Here is a 20,724-nt window from a genome sequence, read left to right on the forward strand (position 1 = left end):
TAGGTGGACGATTCCGTAGTTTGGATGGAGGAAATCGAGGAGGTGGGATCGTATTTCACGCTATGAATCTATGTAAAAACATGGTAAACTTTGTAATGCCTTCAGAGGCCTCTTTTGGTCTATGAATAAATTAGGTTCGCGGACGGACTTCTAAACTAAAGTTTAAAAAGAGGAGCATATGCCGGAAATGTTTTATCGACTTTCTTTGTTAGTAATGTGTATGATCGCTGGAATTCTTGCTATTCACAATGCGTCATGTTTGGCTTCCACAGGCAACGGCCTGAAGGGAGAATACTACGATAACATGGACCTAACGAACTTGAAGGTGACGCGGATAGATCCGGAGATCAACTTCAGTTGGGGAGAGGGAGCACCGGCTCCATCGATAGGAGCAGATACGTTTTCCGTTCGATGGACAGGTAAAATCGTGCCGCGGTATAGCGAGAGCTACACATTCTATATGAAATCAGATGACGGGGTAAGAGTCTGGATCAATGGACAAAAAGTGATTGATGCATGGAATGATCATACTGTATATGAAATTGCAGGCCAAACGATTGGGAATTATACTATTTCGGTGGGACTATGTAAAAACGATTTTTAATGAGTGTTCAGATTGTTGTTATTATTTTTCTAGCTTTTTTTTCTTTGGCTATGTTAAATTCTAATGTTGATATTTGACCATAAGTAAACCGCCTTGGTGTGAAAAGGCGGTTCATTGAGCCATCGTTCTCCGTTATTTTAGTACCTTTGAGATATATAGACCTCTACCACTAATACCTTGAGGGTCATATTCCGTATCAAAGCCTGCTTCTTTAAATGCAAATAACATTTCGTTCACGCTATATAATCCTAACTCATGTTTCTCTGATAAATGTTTGATTCCTTCTTTAGTGCCAACTAAGTATTCAAAATTAAGGATAGATATTTTTCCTACTTGGTCGGAAAATGACATACGACTTACTTTAACATCATTTGTTTCGCCATTAACAATGGATACATACCCAGAGTACCAAGTTTCTGGTGTAAACCAAGGTTCAATGATGATATAGCCAGCATGCTTGGTATGCTTTTTCATTTGTTTCAAAGTTTGAGTTAGGGTCTGAAATGACTTGGCGTAGGCAATTGCACTAAATAGACACATGACAATATCATATTGCTTATCTAATTCAAATGAAGTCATATCTTTACACCAAAAGGTTGAGGTAGGGTTTCGCTCCTGTGCAATTTCAACAAAACGTTTACTAATATCAATCCCGTCAACTTTGAAAAAGTGATTCAAATATCCAGCATGCTTTCCCGTGCCACATGCTACATCGAGAATTGTTTTTGTACCAGGAAATCTGTTCAGAATATAATCCTTTATCTCGGTTGCTTCCTTTTGGTAATCCTTGGAACTATAAATTATATCATACAAATCTTCGGTGGAATTGTGCATATTGCAACCTCCAAGCATCAGGATTTATTACTGAATATATTCCATATATGACTCAACTCTCCTGCCAGTTATTTTAACAAGAATAAGCAGAAAGCCGAAGTTTGGTATTCGTATCGGTCACAGTAAACAGGCACGATTTGACCAACATATTTTTCTTATTCGATGCGGTATTCTCATACTCCTTGCTGTCTAAGTATCGAAACCAAGCCAAATAGTGCTGTAAATATTTCGTTGCAACACCATTGAAGCGATCCATCCATTTCTTTAAGCGACTGTGGTAGCTGTTTACGTTTTGGATATGGTACACGTCTTTCACACGTTGTTATCCGTCGGACTTGAAGCGGTAATGAGCCAAGCCTTTTGAATTTGCATAGGAACTGAATGCCCGCCACGAATCAGTGCATAGCACGTTTGAGTCGGATAAATGACCACCAATCGCCTCATCCAATTTCGTTGTCCGAATTCGCCCACGTCCAAGAACGCCAGAGTAGGTCATTTTCTGACGGTCACGAGCAACCAGTACGCACACTTGATCGTGGCTTATACCACGATATTTCGCTTTGCCGCCATGTTTACGTGGCTTGCGTTCGGTGATATTTCGCTTGCCTTTTTCCGAGTACAGAAAGTAAGTCTCATCCATCTCAACAGTATCTTGAAATGCTTCGGTTGGAAGCTGTTTTAGAGCAGAGAGAATCTTAGGCCGCCAGTAAAACAAGGTGACATGGGTTGACTTCATCGTTTCACTGCTCTGCACATTTTCTCAGAGAAAAGCCCTCAATCATGCATTCAATAAAACGAACCCAAATATGAGGTCTCCTCGTTCGTTGCAGAGGGGTGTTTGTAAGGTCATTAAACGTTTGGTGACAGGACTTGCAACGGTAACGTTGACGTTTAACCTCTCCAGTGCGTGTTTTTACAGCATACTTTCCAAATCGCACGACAGAATGGTTTTTGCAATGCGGGCAAACAAGCCCATCTTTATGTTTTTGCTCTTGAATCTCATCAATCGCTCGAACAGGAACCGCAACTCCTTTGGCTCGTGACTGCAAAAAGTAGATAAGCTCTCGCTTACCATTATCGTCCAACGTATCAGCAAGCTTTTTAAGTTCCTTTAAATCCATGGGTAAATCATCTCCGAACAGTGATATTACCCTTAATATAGAACGTTTGTTCTTAATTATCAAATATCAACAATAAAGTTTAACAAAGCCTTTTCTTTAAATAAGTAATCATTTGCCTAAAATCTACCACATTATGGAAATATACATAACTACGATCTGAACGGCAACTTGGTTAAATCTGAATTGGTGGATGCTTCAAAACCGCGAACGGGAGGGGCATGGCTCATAGATCATACGAACGATTTACTTAAATCAAGGTTTGAAATATTGTAAAACAAAAAGAAACCATTATTCGGTAAAATGAAAGAATCATTCACCATCTACTAAAGGAGTGGTTTCTTTATATAATCAACATGAAATTAATTTTTGAAAAAGACATTCCAGCCAAAATTTCAAGATCGTACTGGATGGCAGCCACATCTCGGTCTACCAAGATGGCGTACTGCAACTCAGTGCCGTGGACACGGCGCATGCCAGCGGGAAGATCGGGGCGCGCACTTATGCGAATACGAAAGCGTATTTTGATGATGTTGTGGTGAGCAGATAAGAAAGAGGCACCGACCAACGTAAGGTCGGTGTCTCTTTGTGTTGCATCGCAATATTCGGCTATCCCTATTCACCTCCCGATCGAAGGCAGAATCTCGCGCAGGTATCCTTTACATTTGCTGCCCTGTTTATTATCCTTTACCTATGGATAAGTACATAACTGCCCGCCTACATTGCGGGCAAGCAACGAATCGAAGGAGGCATGCCGTATGTTGAACCGAATGAAGGGCAGCTATTTCTCCAAGCTCGTGTTTTCACATATTGCATTAACGCTCGTATTGGTCACGGTTATCGGAGGATTGCTGCTGGAAAAGACGGAGCGCATGATGTCAGAAGAGATGCGGCAGACCGGGGAAGCCAGATTATCGTCCGTGAAGCAAAAGCTGGAGAAGGAGCTGCTGGAAAGCTATCATTCGGCGCTATTGAATCGGGCGTTGAATACGGTGCGTCCGGAGGCGGAAAGTGAAATTAATTATTTACTGGAACATGGCCGAGGGGACAGCTATTCCCGGATGGCCCGGTTTACCCAGGATTTGAAAACGTTATCATTCACGCTGCCGCTGCTGCATAACATCTCGTTTTACTTCTTTAAGGATGACTTCGTGTTGGACCAGTATTACCATGAAGCACCGGATACGTCGCCGCAGGCAGAGCTGCTGCGCAGCGGAGCTGAGATTACTCCGAACAAATGGTTCTTGCGAACGGTTCCAGATAACGACCGCTCCATCACGGAGCAGACACCTGTGCTTACCTATATCCATACGCTACCGTTCCTTGCGAAAGGGGATCGGGTCAAAGGATATATGATCGTAGATCTGGATGCGGCGAAGGTGATCCAGGACGCGTCGCAGCAGTTGGGGCATGAGGATCGTCTGTTGATCTTCGCTGAAGACGGGCAACAGATCAATGGCTCCAGTGCGGTGGATGCCGACACGCTGACATGGGTGCACGGCGAGCTGGCTGCGCATCGGGAGGCGACATTGGAAAGAGAGCAGTCTGTCATTACGATATCGCCGGCGAAAGACTCCCTCTTCAACTGGCATTATGTATTGATTCGTCCGCAATATTCAGCCCTTGTAATGACGCAGCAGATGAAGCAGGAGATCTGGATTTTTGGAATAGCGCTTTTGCTGCTGGGGCTGGCCGTCTCCATTATTGCTTCCCGCCAGGTATACGGTACCTTCGCCGACTTGGTGCAGCGAATTCGTGCCGTCGCTGGCCTCAACAAGACAACTTCGCCGCATAATGTGATGGGCAGCGTCGAACAGGCGCTGGGACTGATGGACCAGCAGAAACGAAGCTATCTCCAGGAGCGGAAGGAGAAGCAGTGGCGCGCTCTTCTATCGGGACTGTCTAAACCGTTCGAGGGCGAAGTGCTGCTGCCGGAGGCTCAAGGCTATACACCGGTGTACATGGAACTTAGCGGAACGGATATCGAACGGTTATACGGACAACTGCACGCGGAGCCAGAGTCTGCTTTCGGCCTGCGCGGCGATTGGGTGATTCTTACTGCGCGTTCGGCGTATTGGATATTAATGTCAGACTTGGACCGCGACGACTTTCATGCAGCCGTATCGGAGCATTTGGAGCAAGCTCTTCGCCGCAGCGGCGGCGACATTCGGTTCCGCGCAGGGATAGGGACGGAAGTGACCAAGCTGGAGGACCTGTCCTGGTCAGCTCTCGAAGCACAGACAGCGGCGAGGTACGGATTCCTTCAACGGGAGAATAGGCTGGTGCGGTACCAGGAGGTCCAGCACCGTCCGTCCGTGTACCCGGACATCAAGCCGGATACGTTCGAATTGCTGCTCCGCGGAGGTTCTGTTGAGGAGATTGAGCATTATCTGGAAGCATGCGAGAATACGCTGTTGGCCAGCGGAACGACCATCGAGATGGTGGAGCTGTTGATTATGCAGTTGGGAATCAGCCTGTCCAAGGTATGCATGCTTCAGGATGAATCGGAGAAAGAGCACGCGCTGGAGCCGCTGCGATTCACCTTGTTTGACACTATGGCATATTTGCGCGAACAAAGCGCACGGCTTGTCTTAAGTCGCACGGAGAAGCGAAATGAACGCAATGAACGGATTCTTTCGGGCATCCAATCGTATATTCAGGCGCATATTCATGAAGATATCTCACTGGAACAGCTGACTGAGCTGACTTCCTACTCCAAGCAGTTCATTTGCAAGCTATTCAAGGATGAACTGCAGATGACCTTCGTCGACTACATGACGAGCGAACGGTTGTCGCATGCGGCAGCGCTGCTTACCTCGACGAATGAATCTGTCGGTCACATTGCGGAGCGCAGCGGGTTTCGCAGCTCGCAGTACTTCGCAACGAAATTCAAGGCGGAATACGGTGTCACACCTGTGCAATATCGTCAAGCAAACGGAAAAATCAAGTTCAATTTGGGTTAACTTTGTTTAAAATCGTCTAGGGAGGCATAAATTTCAGATTTTATACAGCGTTTTCATAATGTGAAATAGCCATTTCCTCCTTGCGATGGTACGCTGACCTTGCGAACGGCACCTATCACAAGGAGGGAAGACAATGAGCAGGCAACCTATGACAGCGCATACAGCACAGTCCGCTACGGGTAAGCCCAATTCGACCGTCTGGTCAAGGCAATATCAACGTTACCAAAAGCATAAGTACTTTTATCTCATGCTTGTTCCGCTGGTCGTGTACTATTTGATCTTTGAATACGGACCGCTTTATGGCGTACAGATCGCATTTAAGGATTATATGCTCCGGCAGGGCATCTGGGGCAGTCCTTGGGTGGGGTGGAAACATTTTGAGTACATGTTTACGCTGTCCCCGGACTTCTACAAAATTTTGGGCAATACGGTCATCATCAGTCTGTACCACATCATCTTCGGCTTTCCGGCTCCGATTATTCTGGCGCTTCTATTAAATGAGCTGCGTCTTGAAGTATTCAAGCAGGTCAGTCAGACCATCTCCTATTTGCCGCATTTCCTTTCCTGGATCGTGCTCGGCGGCATGCTGATCACGATCTTGTCACCGACGACGGGGGCTGTCAACATCGTGCTCGGCTGGTTTGGGATCGAGCCGATTTATTTCCTCGGGGACCCGCACTATTTCCGGTTTACTTTGGTTGTCTCCGCCATCTGGAAGGAAATCGGATGGGGAACGATCATCTATTTGGCTGCTCTGGCCGGCATCGATCCATATCTGTACGAGGCGGCGAAGATCGACGGCGCCAACCGCTGGAAGCAGACGGTTCATATTACGCTGCCCAGCATCATGCACGTCGTAGCCATCCTTTTTATTTTCAAGACGGGCAGTATTCTGAGCGCAGGTTTCGACCAAATCTTCAACTTGTATAATCCAGCCGTGTACAGCGTGGCAGATATTCTGGATACGTATGTGTACCGCGTCGGCTTGACCCAGCTTCAGTACAGCTTCACGACGGCTGTTGGCCTCTTCAAAAATATTGTCGCCTTCTCGATGGTCATGATGACGAACTTCATCGTGAAGAAGATGGGGCAGGAGGGGATTCTATGAAACCGTCTACAAGAATGAGCAAGGGCGAGGTAGTGTTTCAGATTATCCTGGTGTTCGTGATTTCATTGTTATGTATCATGACACTGTACCCTTTTATCCATGTGCTTTCGGTGTCCTTCAGCTCTGCCTCCGAGGCGATCCGGCCCGGCATTCACCTGTTTCCACGCGAGTTCACACTGGCTGCTTACAAGAAAGCCGTTCTACTGGATGGGATCTGGATCGGCTTTGGCAATACGATCTTTCGTACGTTGATCGGGACCGCGTTGTCCGTATTTGCGATGTCACTGGGCGCATATGCACTCTCGAAAAAGACGCTGCCGCATCGCAATTTTATTACGATGGCGGTGGTGCTGACGATGTTCTTTAGCGGAGGACTCATTCCAACCTTCCTGTTAATGAAGGAACTCGGCTTGTACGATACGCGCTGGGCGCTTATTATCCCGGGCTTGTACAACACTTTCTATATGCTGATTCTCCGCAACTTCTTTATGGGCCTGCCGGAAGAACTGGAGGAGTCGGCGAAAATTGACGGCGCTCACGATCTGCGGATTTTGTTCCAACTGATCTTGCCGTTATCGAAGCCGATCCTTGCGACAATCTCGCTGTGGGTTGCGGTGCATCTGTGGAATGAATGGTTTAACGGGCTCATTTATATTCGCGACCAGTCGAAGATCGTGCTGCAGATTTATTTGCGGCGACTCATCGTCGAGAACATGGACAGCGACTTGCAATCTCTGATGGAGCAGGGAATGGATCTTCATACGCAGGCGGTGCCGGAATCGATCAAAGCCGCCGTTCTCATGATCGGCACAGTGCCGATTCTGCTCGTGTATCCGTTTATTCAGAAGTATTTTGTCAAAGGTATCATGGTTGGTTCTCTGAAGGGATAATCGCTTGTGAATGGTATTAGAGTGGCGGTGATCCCAGGTGGCAGCCTCAGCTTTGATATAAATGTGCAACACCTACTATAAGGAGGGCAAAAAAGATGAAATGGTGGTCCAAAGGGTTAATCGTCGGGACATTGCTTGTGTCGGCCGTAGGCTGCACGGGCGCCAATGATGAAACAGCAGGCAAAACAGGTACGGGCTCGTCAAGCTCGGCAGCTCCAGGATCTAACGCAACGACGAAGTCGGAGAAGCCGATTGAAATTTCTTGGCTCAGCTTCGACTTCCCAAAAGATGACGGGAGCATCGGACAGAAGTATATCGAAGAGAAATTCAATGTCAAACTGAAAAATATCCGGATCGATCGCACCAACTGGAAGGATCAGCTCAACGTATTTCTCGCCTCCGGCGAGGTGCCGGACGTATGGCTGCTATGGGGGATTTCCGATGTGGACACGTATTCCAAGCAGAATCTGCTGACCGAGCTGCCGGTGGACGAAATCCGGGCGAAAATTCCCGAGCTGGCCGCTTTCGTCGATGAGAAAAATCCAAGCGCGTGGAACGATGGCCTGATTGCCGGGAAAAGCTACGGCATTCCGATTACGAACTTGGACGGCGCCTACCCGTTGCTGCCCTACTACAACCAGAATTGGCTGAAGGCTATCGGATATAACGAACCGCCCAAGACGTTTGCAGAGTTTGAAGATGTCATGTACAAATTTCGCAACAACGACCCGGACGGCAACGGCAAGAAGGATACGTACGGGATTACGGGCAAAGGCGCAACAAGCATCGCGGACAGCTTCCAAAACGTATTTGGAGCGTTCGATATCGCGCCTACTTACTGGGCATTGAACGCAAGCGGGGACCTGCAATACGGGCTGACGACGGAGCAGTCCCGCCAGGCGATGAAGGTTCTGAACAAATGGTTTAAGGACGGCGTCATCGATCCGGAGTTTATCACCGCCGACGGTAAGAAGGAGGAGTTCCTCAACGGCCTGGTCGGGACGACGACGGCTTCCTGGACGTACCATCGTCCGTCGGTGCAAGAGCAGGATAAGAAGACGAAGAGCAACTTCTTCCCTCGTGTGGCCGGGAAAGTCTTCGGAGCGGAGGGGTATAAGGGCTATGCACCGGCATGGGGCATAACAGGCAATTATCTGGGCATGGGGATTGATGTAGGAAAAACACCGGGCAAGAAGGAGAAAATTTGGGAAATCCTGAATGCGATGTACACGGATATGGATACGATGATGTTCCTGTCCTATGGCCAAGAAGGTGTCCATTATGACATGGTGGATGGGCTGCCTACGAAGAAGCCGGAGATCGGGGATCAGTTGAAAAACATGGGGATCGGTTCCTTCTACGGACTGCTTCCTGCCAAAGCGATGAAGTTCGAGCCGATGCGGAGTCCGAAGGCGGATCTGGATTGGAGAGCGAAGGTCTCGGCGGATGTGCCGATGCTGTTCAACCAGGTCAAGTTCATACTGCCGTCTGCTGGCAAGTTCCCTGACTTGAGCAACCTGGAGAAGCAATACTTCATTAAATTTATTACCGGCGAGGTCGATCTGGACGGCGGCTTTGAGAATTTCGTCAAGGAATGGAAGAAGGCTGGCGGCGAGGTGCTGACGAAGGAAGCGAACGAGATCTATAAATCGAAATGACGCCTGTCAGGCGTGGAGTGGTTGAACAAACTGGCGTCGAAATCGGGGAGGAACTTAAGATGTGCAATACTGATTTGATTGTGATCGGGGGAGGTCTTGCCGGCTGCATGGCCGCGATTCGAGCGGCGGACGCAGGACTCAGCGTGGTACTCGCGGAAAAAAGGGAATATCCGGGACGAGAAATTGCGGCTTTCAACCACACGTTCGTAGACCTGGAAGGTGAGGAACGGTTCAATCGCGAGTGTCCGCAATGGTTGACCCGGCTGTTCAGCATGCGAGACGATCAAGAGGCTATGGCACCGGACGGCCTAACTCGGCAATGGCTTATCGAAGCGCTGGAGGCTAGTGGCGTTACCGTGCTGTACAGCGCCATTGCGGTTGGATTGACGCAGGATGAAGACGGCGTAACGGGTGTCCTATTGGCAACGCCGTTAGGTGTCATGCACCTGGCGGCGAACAAGGTCGTGGATGCGACTGAACGGCATAATTTATGCCGAATCGCGGACGGTAAGCCCTATTTGAGCGGAACCGTTAGAGTAGATGCGGTATTTGAGATGGAGAACATGCAAGGATTGCCGACTGGCCTCGAAGCTGTAGAAGGGAAGCTTTCGCTGATTGGGGGCAGTTTGCGGGTCCATCCAACCTTACGCAAGGATACGACCGCGATCGAGTTTTCTTACATGGAGGAGGCAGGGAGGCCGTTCGTCGCACGAAGCGAATTGGAAACGAGGCGAATTGCGCGAAGCGGCGAGGTTGCGGCCGCCCTGCGCGAACACATTCCCTGCTTTGCGAATGCGAGTTTGAGTCACCATGCCTATGATGCTTTGTTGTCGGGAGAGCCCATCGATCCTCCCGAAATTACAGGGCTGATGGCTGCGCCATCATTGAGATGGCGGTTCTCACTAGGAGATGTCGCCCAGTCGTGGGAGCAGGCCGGGGCCGTCGCAAGCTGGGTATGCGAGAGCGCCGCATTCCGGTGCGGGGTGGAGCGGCTCAGAATCGGGGGAGCTGTTCTCCCGTTTGACCGCACGATGCTTGCGCCTTATGCCGATGACGGGCTGAAGGTTGAGCTTTCACGGTTCGATGTGTCCACGATACAGCATCAATTGATGACCTTCGACAATGACATTTGCGTTGTCGGCAGCGGTTCCGGAGGCGGCATGGCTATGCTGGCTGCCGCCGAAAGCGGCAAGAGCGTTGCGGTCATCGAGGTGAATACGCTGATGGGCGGGACGCATACCGTCGGTCGCGTGACAGGCTATTATGACGGCTATCGCAGCGGCATGAACAACAGCGTTGGCGAGAAGGCGAAAGCTTTTGCGCAGACGACGGGCAAGCACGAGGGGCACGGCGGCATTCCCCACGCCTCTTATCTGAACGACCGTGTCGTCCAATTGGGCGTGCAGGTGTTCACGGCCAGCTTCGCTTGCGGCGCCCTTATGGAGGGCATGCGTGTGACAGGTGTCGTGGCTGCGAACGAGGATGGGTTGTTTGGCATCCGCGCTCATGTCACGATCGATGCGACGGGCCACGCCGATATGGCTGCTTTTGCCGGTGGAGCCTATGAAATCGGGGATCCGGAGACTGGCATGGTGCAAAGCTACAGTATGTGGGGGGCCGAGGTGTATCCTGCTCCGCTCCATGTCATGCACAGGTTTCTAAGAGACCCTGGCATTTGCCATCCGGATCTGTACTCGGAGCGGCTGCGGGCCGTTCGCGACGGGCATCTGGGCAATTCCTCCTTTCATATTTCCCCTATGGTGACGGTGCGCGAATCCAGAAGAATTGTCGGCGAACACTACTTGACGGTGCGCGATCTGCTTGACGATCAGGTGCATGACGATGTCATAGCGGTAGCTTGCAGCAGAGCGGACAGCCATGCTTACACTTCTTCGCCGCTCGCGAGAATGGGAGGGCTCGGCGCCGGGAAGGAAATCAAAGTCCGGATTCCGTACAGATGTTATATTCCAAAAGGAATCCAGGGACTGCTTGTCGCCGCAAAGGCGCTTTCGGGCGAACGGGATGCCACCAGCTTTTGCCGAATGAACGCGGATGTTAAAAATGCGGGGTACGCCATCGGGCTTGCTGCCGCAATGGCCGTCGACAATCGGTCTGATGTGCGAAATATTGATTTGCCTGCGCTCCAGAGCACACTAAAGACGCTGGGCATATTGCCGGATTGGGCATTCGCCGAATCGGGGCTGTCAGACATCGACCAATTAGCGAACAAATGTTCTGTATCGGAGGAAGAGGCGTTCATTGCGCTGCTCCGTCGTCCTGACCATGACGCGCTGCCCGTGCTTGAAAGGCTCTACAATGAAGGAAAGCGCGGTTATGTCGCACATGCGCTCGCCTGGTTCGGATCGGATCTTGGCGGGGAACAACTGGCGACGCTGCTTAACGCCGCGATCGATGAAGGCCGGCATAGGGTGCTGCCGTACTTGAACATGAACTTCGGGTTGTTCAGAGAGGGCCGCCACTACGGTGACGATTACACCTTAGTAAACCGGCTGATTGTACTTGCGGGTCGCTCCAAACATGAGGCGACGATCGAGCCGCTTGCTCGGCTGATCGCCGATACCGAAGGTTTTGGCCCGCAGCATCCGGGGATTGCGCCGTATTATACGCTGCGAGAGGACATCCCCCGGCATCCTTTTTTTTACAGGATGCTTAATATTGCTTATGCGGCGGCGGAGAAAGCGGATCAACGGCTCGCCCCGGCGATGGATAGACTGCTGTCCCGGCCAGGTGTAACCGGCTATGCGACGGAATTGCATTCCGCGGGCCATCCGCAGTTTATGCTGGCGCACGCCGAAATCAGTCTGGCGCGCGCAGCGGTTCGATGCGGCAGCGCTGTCGGATTGACAGTGTTGGCGGCCTATCTGAACGACACCCATTCCTTCTTCCGTCAGACTGCGCGCCGGGAATTGGGATTCGCGCTCCGACAGGAGGAAGGAACTGCGAAGTAGGCACAAATCGAATAACGCGTGTATAGCAGACAGCAACGGAGACAGGCTTGGCACTAGCGCGCTTGTCTCCTTCTGTATATCTATAGCATTAAAGGAGTGTGGCAGGTAATGAGGATGGCAATGGAAAAAAGGTTGATCGGAAGCAGCATGAGGCGGGTTTGGCTGGCGGCGCTGGCCATAGTGTTAGTATTGACCATGATGGCTCCGACTGTCGGCGCGACTGGGGTCTCGGGCAACGGAGGGCATCCTGGTCAAGGCAGCGGCAACGGCGTTGGAAACGGCGGCGGGCAGCCGGGACACGGGAGTGGAAATGGAAACGGTTCGGGCAACGGATGCAATCATCCGGTCGGAGGCAACGGCAGCGCTGGCCATCGAACCGGCAATGGATACGGCAACGGAGGAAATCCGCCAGGTCATAGCGGATGCCAGCAGGAGCCGGAGATGGACCCTGATCCGATGGTGAAGAGCTTCTATGTGTCTGCAACTGGCGATGATGAGGGAACGGGGGCGATCGATTCGCCGCTGCGCACGTTGTCGGCGGCGCGCGATGCCGTCCGTGCCTACATCGCCGCAGGGATGACGCAGGATGTCGTTGTCTATCTGCGGGGAGGCATTTACCGTCTTGCGGAGCCGTTCCAGCTAACGTCGGCCGATTCGGGTCGCGACGGCTACAAGGTTAGCTACCGCAGCTTCCCGGGGGAGGAAGCGGTGCTCGACGGAAGCAGCGTGATCGGCGGATGGTCGCTCTATTCCGGTAACATTTATTCGGCGCCGATTGGCATCGGAACGGATGTAGACGTCATCTATGAAGGGGAAGAACGAGCGGTGCTGGCCCGCTATCCGAACCGTGCGGACGGCAAGGATCAATACAGCCGGACCGCGACCTACGCCTCCGATCTGCCGAAGCGCAAGTTCGGCTATGCCAAGGGAGACATTCCGGCGGTCGCTCATCCGGAAGAGCTGCAGGTGTACATTTGGCCGGGAGGTGCGGCAGGACAATGGAGCTGGTCGTCTAATACGATCGACGTAGAAGCGGTCGATACGACGAACCGAATCGTTACGCTGGAAAGCGACGCAACGTACGAGAATGGGGTGGGCTCGCGCTACTATGTGCAGAATGCATTGGAACTGCTTGATGCTCCAGGGGAGTTTTATATCGATCGAACAGCTGGCGTACTCTACTACTATCCCTTCGATGTCGGCGCTTTGAACGGCGGAGTTGCGATCCCGCGCGGGGGAAATATCGTGGAACTGGTCGGCGCTTCCAGCACGGACCCGATTCACGATATTGCGTTCGACGCCTTGGTCATCCGCAATTCGGACCGCTTGGGAGACGGCATTCACGGGGAAAATATCGAGCACTTTACAGTGAGCAACAGCAAAGTATACAACATCGGAGAGCACGGCATTCGACTGCTCGGATGGGCGCAACATAACCTCATTGAAAGCAATGAAGTTCATCATATCGGCTATAACGGGATCAGCGTCGAAGGGGTCGGCCGCGTGACAACGATGAGCAGCAGCCATAATGATTCTATCAACAATCACGTGCACACGACCGGATTGTTCTACGGAAACGCGGGTGGCATCCGGTATTATTACAGCGAAGGGAACCGGATCGCTTATAACCTCGTTCACGACATCAAGCGGCATGCGCTTCATCTGTTCGATGCGAACCGCGGCATCATCGGCACTACGATCGACGGCGTGCTCATTACGCAGGAGAACTTCCGGGATTACCAACGGACAAGAGATAACATCGTGGAGTACAACGAAGTGTACGATGCGGTCAACGATTCCCAGGACGCCGGTCCGATCGCAACTTACGGCGGGCCTGGCGGGAATATTTTACGCAACAACTACTTGCATGACAACACGGTTCCGGCGACAACGTCCAGTTCGTTCGGTTTCGGCTTCTACTTGGATGACTCTTCGGATTATGTCACCGTTGAGGATAACATTATCGAGAATCTGCAACAGCAGCCTGGCGGGGTTCAGTACAACGCCTTGATGCTGAAGGGGATCGGGATTCAGGTGAAGAACAACGTCGTCGCCAACAACAATGATTCCCGTGGCGCGATCGGCTCCACTGAAACCGGCGGGATGGTTTCCTCCGAAATTACGCTGGATCGCAATCTGTACTACAACTTGAATAAAGATCTGTACTACATGGACTACTGGACGCCGGAGAAACTGACGAGTTCGGACTACAACCTGTTCCATAGCGCGACCGGTCAGTATACGTTCGGCAGCACGATCCCGGTCAGCCAATACGGGGAATGGCTGAAGCTGTATAACGGCAAGTACGACCAGCATTCGCTTCGCACGGACCCGCTGTTCATGAATCCGGATGCGCGGGACTATCGTCTGCGGTACGATTCGCCGGCTTATCAGCTTGGCTTCCGCGAGCTCAATATCGGGGATATCGGGCTTCGGGCGGATTATCCGTTCGCCGACAGCAACGATCCGATTCAACGGGTGATCCCGCGATTTGAGGGAGATACGATTAACCGTTCTTTCGTTCAGTTGGCAAGCGGTCAGTCCCGGGCGATTGCGCTGACGGTGCGGACGGAAACAGGTTTCGTAGCGGATCTGTCGGATGCAGCGATCTCCTTTGCCTCCGACTCGTTGTCTGTAGCTTCCGTCTCGCCCCAAGGCATCGTCACGGCTAACGGTGCAGGAGTCGCCGAAGTGACGATAACGGTAACGAAGGACGGCGTTACGAAGTCTGCCGCTGCTCACGTATTGGTGAACGATCAACTGCAGCAGATCGGGATCAACGGTCCGGACACGGTGTATATGAATACGCCGGTCACGATGGATGTATATGGCATGACCGCATTCGGAGCTCATTATGATTTGTCGGATGCAGACATCAGCTACGCCATTGCGCCTTCCTCCGTCGCCACTGTGAACGGTCAGGGTACGGTGACGGGCGTGCAGCCCGGCGAGGCGGTATTGACGGTAACGGCAACTGTGGCGGGTGCGACCTACCTTCAAGAAGAGAAGCCGATTACAGTGAAAATCAGCTCGAATGCATCGACGGAATTTGACGGCTGGCACGCTGTGAACGGATCGTGGCAAATCGCCGAAGAGGATAACGGGAACCTCGTATATCGAAGCTTGACGACGAGCGGCTCCTCGCGAACGATTCGTGACGATAGGGTGTTGGAGGATTTCGCAATCAGCGCCCGTGTGAAGATTGATGAGTGGGCGAGCGCCGCACCGACACGCATCGGCATGATGGGCCGTTACGTGGATTCGAACAACTTCTATTACGCCTTCTACGAAGGCAGCTCGAAGCGGTTCAAGATATTGAGACTTGTCGATGGCGCCCAGACGCAATTGGCTCAATCCAGCGTGATGGATATGGACTTCACTTCCGGTTTCAGACAGCTTGCGCTAACGTTCGAGGGCGAACAGATTTCGCTTCTGCTTGATGGGAACGTCATGCTTACGGCAGCCGACAGCTCGCACGCCTCCGGCAAGCCGGGATTGTATGCGTACAGTCAACCGGTCGCCTATGACGACATCTCGATTCATGTCTTGCAGGGCGAGGATGGCGAAGAGGGGCCGCTTCCTTCGGAGTGGAGCGTGAAGCCATACGGTCCGCAGGCTGCCTTCGCTACGTTCAACGCAAGCTCAAACCGCTTTATCCTGGAAGCTTCGGGAGCGGACGTTTGGGGCACCTCCGATCAATTCGGCTATATGTATCAATGGGTGGAGATGCCAACTGGCGGCAAGGTAACAATGACCTTGCGGCTGGAGTCGATCGAGCAGTTGTCATCGGCAACGATGGCCGGTATTATGATGCGGGGAGCGGATTCGGCTGATGCCGCGAACGTTTTCGCGCGCATTATCGGCGGCGGCAACAACCAGGTAACGGTACGTCAGAGCGACGGCGGTTCGACATCGTACCAGTCCATCCCAGGTATCGGCACCCCGACTGAGTTGAAATTAGTCCGCGAGGGCGACACATTCACGGCTTATTACAAGAAGGACGGCGCAGACTGGATCCAGCACTCTACGTGGGAGGTCGCCTTACCAAACGAGTTTATGGTAGGGATGGCGCTTAGCGCGCATCATGCGACGGACTACGCGAAGGCCATATTTTCGAACGTAAGCATGGTAGTGGAGTAATTGGGTCGGTAAAGGGAAGGGCCTCGCTTAATGCGGGGCTCTTTGTGCTACCGGCATCCATCTTAAAAATGAACCCCCAATTCTGAGTAATGAACCGTATCGAAGCGCTTTCGGGCAGGGCTATAATGAGGTCAGAAAGGAGGATGCTTACGGCGTTACGGCGTATGGTATTATTACGGTAGACGATTTATCCATACGTAAAGGATGTTGATTGGAAATGATGCAAGTACTTCGGCGAGTTGGAGAACGGCTTCGTCTTGTAAGGATTGTGCCTCGTCTTGTCATCGGTTATGTGCTGCTGATCTGCGTACCGTTTTCCTTATTCGGTCTGCTGTTCTATCATCAGATGCACAATAATATGCTGGAGCAGTACCGGGCAGGAAAAGTCAGTATGATGGATCGCGCCCATCAAAATCTGGATATCGGATTGACCAAAGTGGAAGCGCTTTACCCGTTGTTCCAAAACAACACGCGATTAACGAAATACTTGGATGGTCTGAACCCGGAGGAATGGGGTGATCTCTATGATTATAAAAAGGACATCGGCCCCACCTTCTCCTATGCCTACATCGGCAACCAGTATCTTGAAAGTGTGAAAATGTTTAAAAACGATTCGACGATCAGTATTCTTTCGCCGGAGATTGAGAATCGGGGGAATTTTCAGATGCCAGGGCAAGCGGACAATCTCAAGTCGCTTTCCCCCAACAAGGGGATCTGGGTGCTCGATCAAGGGACAGACGGTCACTCGCTGCCAGCGCTCAGATACCTGCATGCCATTTACAACGACACGTATACGCGCGAGCTAGGACTTCTGCAGTTGGCCGTGAGCAACAGCCTAGTCCGGCAGAATCTCTATGATGCCGGAGATGGCTGGGGTGTTCAGCCCGAGATGAACTGGAAAACGCAGGATGGCCCCGCAGTCTATGGAGATAAGCCAAGTACGTCCTCGATGCTGCCGCCTTTTGCGAATATCAATGCATGGAGCGGAATTGGCGGCGTGAAGGTATCGACGAATCCGTCCGCTTTGCAGCTTGTCCTTTTTCCCGGTGAGGAGTTTGAGTATATTGCGGTTGATCTGACTGTATTCAAAGGGGATATTATCGACGGCAAAATGGCGGTAGAAGAGCATTTCCGCAAACGTTTCAAGTATCACGACGTTTCTACAGAACGACATTCTAAAGCAAGCCGCTGAAATGCTAAGAATAAGGGCTGCGTCACGGTACTGAACAGGAGTCAGATACCCTAACGTTCCATGAATCCGATGCGTATTAAACCAGTTGACGTAATCGTATAATTCCAGTTCAAGATGACGAAGAATCTGAAAGGTCATCTGGTTTACGAATTCGGTCTTGATGATCTTAAAGGTTGCTTCGGGTCTGTTATATGTAGACAACTACTGAAGGCTAAAAGGATTTCCAACGAATGAACCCTAGGATTCATTGTCCAGAAGCATGCCGGAAAGTCCAGTCCCTGATTCGATTTTCAAAGTAAAAAATGATGGGAAATTTCCTGAGCGGACGCTAGTCCTCTAGAGGATTGGAAACAGGTTTTCAAACCTCTTCAACAAATACTATACGAGAGGGAATGGTATGAATAAAAATTTTCAAGCGATACACTACTTTTTTAAAGAATATTTGGAAGGAATCAACGCAGGAGGGACGTTTAGTGTTGAGGAACTCATAGACTTATTCGAAACCTCTGAAAATGAAAATATTGGAAAAAGTATAATCGAAGAATTGAAAATGGTAGAAAACGAAATTAAGCTATATGACCGGGAAATCGATGAACATATATTAAGCTTATATAATAAATATGGAAAGAATAAGACGAAAAAAATTATTGAGAAATTAATGGCAAAGTTCAACGATTAATTTCTGAATGAGCAAGTTGATTTGCAATAAATGGAGAATTTGAGAATGCACTGCCTTGTTTTGAACGAGCTCGAGAAATGAATCCTGGGTGTGAAGATGTATTCTATTATTTAGGTGTTTATTCTTTCCAGAATGGCGAATTTGAGACTGCAAAATCATACTATCAACAATCGCTATCGATAAATAATGACCAATTGGAGACTAAGTTAAACCTGGGGGTTCTATGCAATGGGCTAATAGAGTATTTGAAATAAATAATGAGCATAAATACGCCCGGAAATTAGTAATGAACGTGATCGTGATGATTTTACTGCGAAATGAAAACAATCGTCAAGAGTAGCTTCCATACAAGCTATGAATTGGCAAGTCATCATAACGAAAATTTGATGCAGGAGCTTCATTTTATGGATAAATATTCAATACGCGACGATGAAAGCGGTTTGGTTATCGGATATTGCGAGGATATTATAGGTTTTTTGGATTATTATGCAAGTCGAGAGAAGCACTTTCATGAAATAACTTTATCCGGATTGAGGTTTGATGAGGCATTTGTTCAGCATTGTAAGTCTGCAAGGCTCAAAATATTTGGGATGCATTTTAGCATACTGGGACAAGGTGGCGAGCCTATGGGGTCTTATTATTTCACCCCAGAAAAGCCAATTTCTTTTTATAATGATATAACATCGCAGGAAAAAATCACTATGAGTGTCTCCGGTGCCCTTCACGGCGGACCATCGTCTGAAGCGCTGGAGATATGGAAGCAATGGATAATTGCAAAGCCGGTTATGAAAAATATCTGGGCAAGTCTGTCCAAGGAACAACGATTAGGTTGGCTAGAAGTGGTCCGCATTCACTCTCAGGTCGCCCAGAAGAAGGTGATCGAAGATCAGCATTATTACTTGGATATGGCGTATGTAACTGATCGTATTTCTTTTTACTGTGCTTTAGGGGAAGCAATGAATGGCCGGGCGGATATTACGGGTTTAACCTAGATAGCGTTGAGGATTGTTTATATGGAGGTTTTGGAGCTGTACCGCCGTTTTATCTCTGCTTTCAACATGGGCATCTTGACGATCTGATCAATAAGGAACAGCTTAATGAAACGGAGCGGCTCCGATTCCGTCAAATGAAAGAATTACTTATTTCACATGGAGTCATATTGCTATAAACGGTTTGAGCGATCAGGAAACTGGATCGGCTTCAAAACTTATGCCAAAGAGAGGGAGGGCGTTTCTTCAGGATCAAGCCCATATCCCAGAAAACTATCATCCAAGCAAGCGCCGGATCACGGAAAAAATCTACGATCATCTAGCACGCCCATTTCTTGTGTGTTATGTTATATACGTGCGAGAAAACGTTATCATTTTACTGCATGTCAGTCAACCTCAACCAACAATAAATTGCCGAGGAGGCCGCTTGTATGTTACATCCGGACGGATATCTTGACAGGCTGTACGATACGCTGCAGCAAAGCAGGGAGGCGCTTGGTCGCGACGAGACATGGGAGAAGAAAAGGGCGCGGCTGATTGAACGGCTGAAGCAGCTGCTCGGCGAGTTTCCGCTGCCGGAGAACGGTGGGGGACTCGATCCGGTTGTGACCGAGCGGGTGGAGCTGGATGAAGTGATCCGCGAGCATGTCGAATTTACTACGCTGGACGGACTGCGGATGCCGGCGTATGTCGTCATTCCGAAGCATATTAGGCCTGGCGAGCGTCTTCCCGCCGCGCTGCTCTGGCATGGCCACGGCTATGGCGGCAAGCGTATGGTCGGTCTGCTGCCTGACGGCACGCCGGCGCCGGTTACCGGAAAACCCGGGGATAATCTGGCGTTGGAGCTGGCTCGCAGGGGACTTGTGGTGATCGCGCCGGATGAAGCGGGAATCGGCAGCCGGATGCTGGCACGGGATGTGGCGCTGAACGACCCCGACCTCAAAAATTCATGCTACAATCTGTCGGTCTCTCTGCTGATGACCGGCAGGACGACGGCAGGTTTAAGAGCGTATGAGGCGCTGCGCACGGCGGATTATATGATAACCCGGCCTGAAGTGGATTCGCAGCGTCTCGGCAATATCGGGTACTCGGGCGGAGGAACGGTAGCCTCGCTGTCGGCGGCTTTGGATGATCGCATTCGGGCGTCGGTGGTCGGGCTCTATCCGAATACGTATCGCGGCAGCATACTGCATGTGCGACATTGTCTGTGCAATTATATTCCCGGTTTGCTTCAGGCCGGAGAAATGCCGGATTTCCTCGGGTTAATCGCTCCGCGGCCGCTGTTTATCGAGACGGGGATGCAGGATAAAATTTATCCGGTTGAGACGGCGCGCGAAGCGATCCGCGAGTTGAATGCTCTATACAAGCAGCTCGGCTGCGAGCATTTGCTGGACAGCCATATCCATGAAGGCGGGCATGAAGTCAGCGGGGCCCAAGCGCTCGATTGGCTTGCCGATACGTTGAAAGAATTGTGACGGAAACGAGGAGCGGCGCGTGTTACTTCGCTTGGCCCACGGTCGATCGGGTGCTATGCGCCGCTTTTCTCATGTTTGCCGTATCCTGAGAGCATATAATTCCCC

At 50.7% G+C, this 20,724-nt stretch carries 13 protein-coding genes and 2 pseudogenes; 12 read left to right on the plus strand and 3 right to left on the minus strand.

Features of this window, described 5'->3' with window-relative positions:
- The first annotated feature begins 178 nt into the window (after positions 1-178).
- Positions 179-604 (plus strand): PA14 domain-containing protein, encoded by a 426-nt coding sequence (locus SK3146_RS34180; RefSeq protein WP_249862985.1) that lies wholly within the window; start codon positions 179-181, stop codon positions 602-604.
- A gap of 132 nt (positions 605-736) precedes the next feature.
- On the opposite strand, the gene SK3146_RS34185 is transcribed toward SK3146_RS34180, so the two are convergent.
- Both SK3146_RS34185 and SK3146_RS34190 read right to left on the minus strand, forming a co-directional pair.
- Complete coding sequence (locus SK3146_RS34185) at positions 737-1,438, minus strand: class I SAM-dependent methyltransferase (protein ID WP_249862986.1); 702 nt, start codon at positions 1,436-1,438, stop codon at positions 737-739.
- A 73-nt stretch (positions 1,439-1,511) separates the two neighbouring features.
- A pseudogene (locus SK3146_RS34190) lies at positions 1,512-2,559 on the minus strand (IS1595 family transposase).
- A 755-nt stretch (positions 2,560-3,314) separates the two neighbouring features.
- On the opposite strand from SK3146_RS34190, the gene SK3146_RS34195 reads away from it, so the two are divergent.
- The 7 genes from SK3146_RS34195 to SK3146_RS34225 all read left to right on the plus strand — a co-directional run bounded on the left by SK3146_RS34195 (position 3,315) and on the right by SK3146_RS34225 (position 17,476).
- A complete protein-coding gene (locus SK3146_RS34195) occupies positions 3,315-5,519 on the plus strand; it encodes a helix-turn-helix domain-containing protein (protein WP_249862987.1) in 2,205 nt (734 codons plus the stop codon).
- A gap of 133 nt (positions 5,520-5,652) precedes the next feature.
- Positions 5,653-6,627 carry an ABC transporter permease gene (locus SK3146_RS34200; RefSeq protein ID WP_249862988.1) on the plus strand — a complete coding sequence of 325 codons (975 nt, stop codon included), beginning with the start codon at positions 5,653-5,655 and terminating at the stop codon, positions 6,625-6,627.
- Complete coding sequence (locus SK3146_RS34205; RefSeq protein ID WP_249862989.1) at positions 6,624-7,517, plus strand: carbohydrate ABC transporter permease; 894 nt, start codon at positions 6,624-6,626, stop codon at positions 7,515-7,517. The genes SK3146_RS34200 and SK3146_RS34205 overlap by 4 nt, the downstream gene beginning before the upstream one ends.
- A gap of 95 nt (positions 7,518-7,612) precedes the next feature.
- The gene (locus SK3146_RS34210; protein WP_249862990.1) at positions 7,613-9,175 is read left to right on the plus strand and encodes a type 2 periplasmic-binding domain-containing protein; all 1,563 of its coding nucleotides are present in this window, start codon (positions 7,613-7,615) and stop codon (positions 9,173-9,175) included.
- A 59-nt stretch (positions 9,176-9,234) separates the two neighbouring features.
- Positions 9,235-12,144 carry an FAD-dependent oxidoreductase gene (locus SK3146_RS34215; protein ID WP_249862991.1) on the plus strand — a complete coding sequence of 970 codons (2,910 nt, stop codon included), beginning with the start codon at positions 9,235-9,237 and terminating at the stop codon, positions 12,142-12,144.
- Between the two features lie 120 nt (positions 12,145-12,264).
- Entirely contained in the window at positions 12,265-16,284 is a 4,020-nt protein-coding gene (locus tag SK3146_RS34220) for a right-handed parallel beta-helix repeat-containing protein (RefSeq protein WP_249862992.1), read from the plus strand.
- A gap of 217 nt (positions 16,285-16,501) precedes the next feature.
- On the plus strand, positions 16,502-17,476 hold the full coding sequence (locus tag SK3146_RS34225; RefSeq protein WP_249866543.1) for a hypothetical protein: 975 nt from the start codon (positions 16,502-16,504) through the stop codon (positions 17,474-17,476).
- Positions 17,477-17,500: 24 nt separating this feature from the next.
- Here SK3146_RS34225 and SK3146_RS34230 read toward each other — a convergent pair.
- A pseudogene (locus tag SK3146_RS34230) lies at positions 17,501-17,656 on the minus strand (IS3 family transposase); the annotation flags it as partial.
- 217 nt (positions 17,657-17,873) lie between these two features.
- Here SK3146_RS34230 and SK3146_RS34235 point away from each other — a divergent pair.
- The 4 genes from SK3146_RS34235 (at position 17,874) to SK3146_RS34245 (ending at position 20,619) form a co-directional block, all read left to right on the plus strand.
- On the plus strand, positions 17,874-18,155 hold the full coding sequence (locus tag SK3146_RS34235) for a hypothetical protein (protein WP_249862993.1): 282 nt from the start codon (positions 17,874-17,876) through the stop codon (positions 18,153-18,155).
- A gap of 77 nt (positions 18,156-18,232) precedes the next feature.
- The gene (locus SK3146_RS35395) at positions 18,233-18,409 is read left to right on the plus strand and encodes a tetratricopeptide repeat protein (protein ID WP_434006849.1); all 177 of its coding nucleotides are present in this window, start codon (positions 18,233-18,235) and stop codon (positions 18,407-18,409) included.
- 63 nt (positions 18,410-18,472) lie between these two features.
- Positions 18,473-19,147: a barstar family protein gene (locus tag SK3146_RS34240; RefSeq protein ID WP_249862994.1), complete on the plus strand. Its 675-nt coding sequence runs from the start codon at positions 18,473-18,475 to the stop codon at positions 19,145-19,147.
- 428 nt (positions 19,148-19,575) lie between these two features.
- Complete coding sequence (locus tag SK3146_RS34245) at positions 19,576-20,619, plus strand: dienelactone hydrolase family protein (RefSeq protein ID WP_249862995.1); 1,044 nt, start codon at positions 19,576-19,578, stop codon at positions 20,617-20,619.
- Positions 20,620-20,724: the final 105 nt, after the last annotated feature.

The organism is Paenibacillus konkukensis (assembly GCF_023523925.1).
In the GTDB taxonomy this organism is placed as follows: domain Bacteria; phylum Bacillota; class Bacilli; order Paenibacillales; family NBRC-103111; genus Paenibacillus_S; species Paenibacillus_S doosanensis.

Excerpts from the sequence above, each read along its gene's own strand:
- SK3146_RS34180 (WP_249862985.1), top strand. The coding sequence starts at position 179 with ATGCCGGAAATGTTTTATCGACTTTCTTTGTTAGTAATGTGTATGATC.
- SK3146_RS34185 (WP_249862986.1), bottom strand. The coding sequence starts at position 1,438 with ATGCACAATTCCACCGAAGATTTGTATGATATAATTTATAGTTCCAAG.
- SK3146_RS34195 (WP_249862987.1), top strand. The coding sequence starts at position 3,315 with ATGTTGAACCGAATGAAGGGCAGCTATTTCTCCAAGCTCGTGTTTTCA.
- SK3146_RS34200 (WP_249862988.1), top strand. The coding sequence starts at position 5,653 with ATGAGCAGGCAACCTATGACAGCGCATACAGCACAGTCCGCTACGGGT.
- SK3146_RS34205 (WP_249862989.1), top strand. The coding sequence starts at position 6,624 with ATGAAACCGTCTACAAGAATGAGCAAGGGCGAGGTAGTGTTTCAGATT.
- SK3146_RS34210 (WP_249862990.1), top strand. The coding sequence starts at position 7,613 with ATGAAATGGTGGTCCAAAGGGTTAATCGTCGGGACATTGCTTGTGTCG.
- SK3146_RS34215 (WP_249862991.1), top strand. The coding sequence starts at position 9,235 with ATGTGCAATACTGATTTGATTGTGATCGGGGGAGGTCTTGCCGGCTGC.
- SK3146_RS34220 (WP_249862992.1), top strand. The coding sequence starts at position 12,265 with ATGGAAAAAAGGTTGATCGGAAGCAGCATGAGGCGGGTTTGGCTGGCG.
- SK3146_RS34225 (WP_249866543.1), top strand. The coding sequence starts at position 16,502 with ATGATGCAAGTACTTCGGCGAGTTGGAGAACGGCTTCGTCTTGTAAGG.
- SK3146_RS34235 (WP_249862993.1), top strand. The coding sequence starts at position 17,874 with ATGAATAAAAATTTTCAAGCGATACACTACTTTTTTAAAGAATATTTG.
- SK3146_RS35395 (WP_434006849.1), top strand. The coding sequence starts at position 18,233 with ATGAATCCTGGGTGTGAAGATGTATTCTATTATTTAGGTGTTTATTCT.
- SK3146_RS34240 (WP_249862994.1), top strand. The coding sequence starts at position 18,473 with ATGAAAACAATCGTCAAGAGTAGCTTCCATACAAGCTATGAATTGGCA.
- SK3146_RS34245 (WP_249862995.1), top strand. The coding sequence starts at position 19,576 with ATGTTACATCCGGACGGATATCTTGACAGGCTGTACGATACGCTGCAG.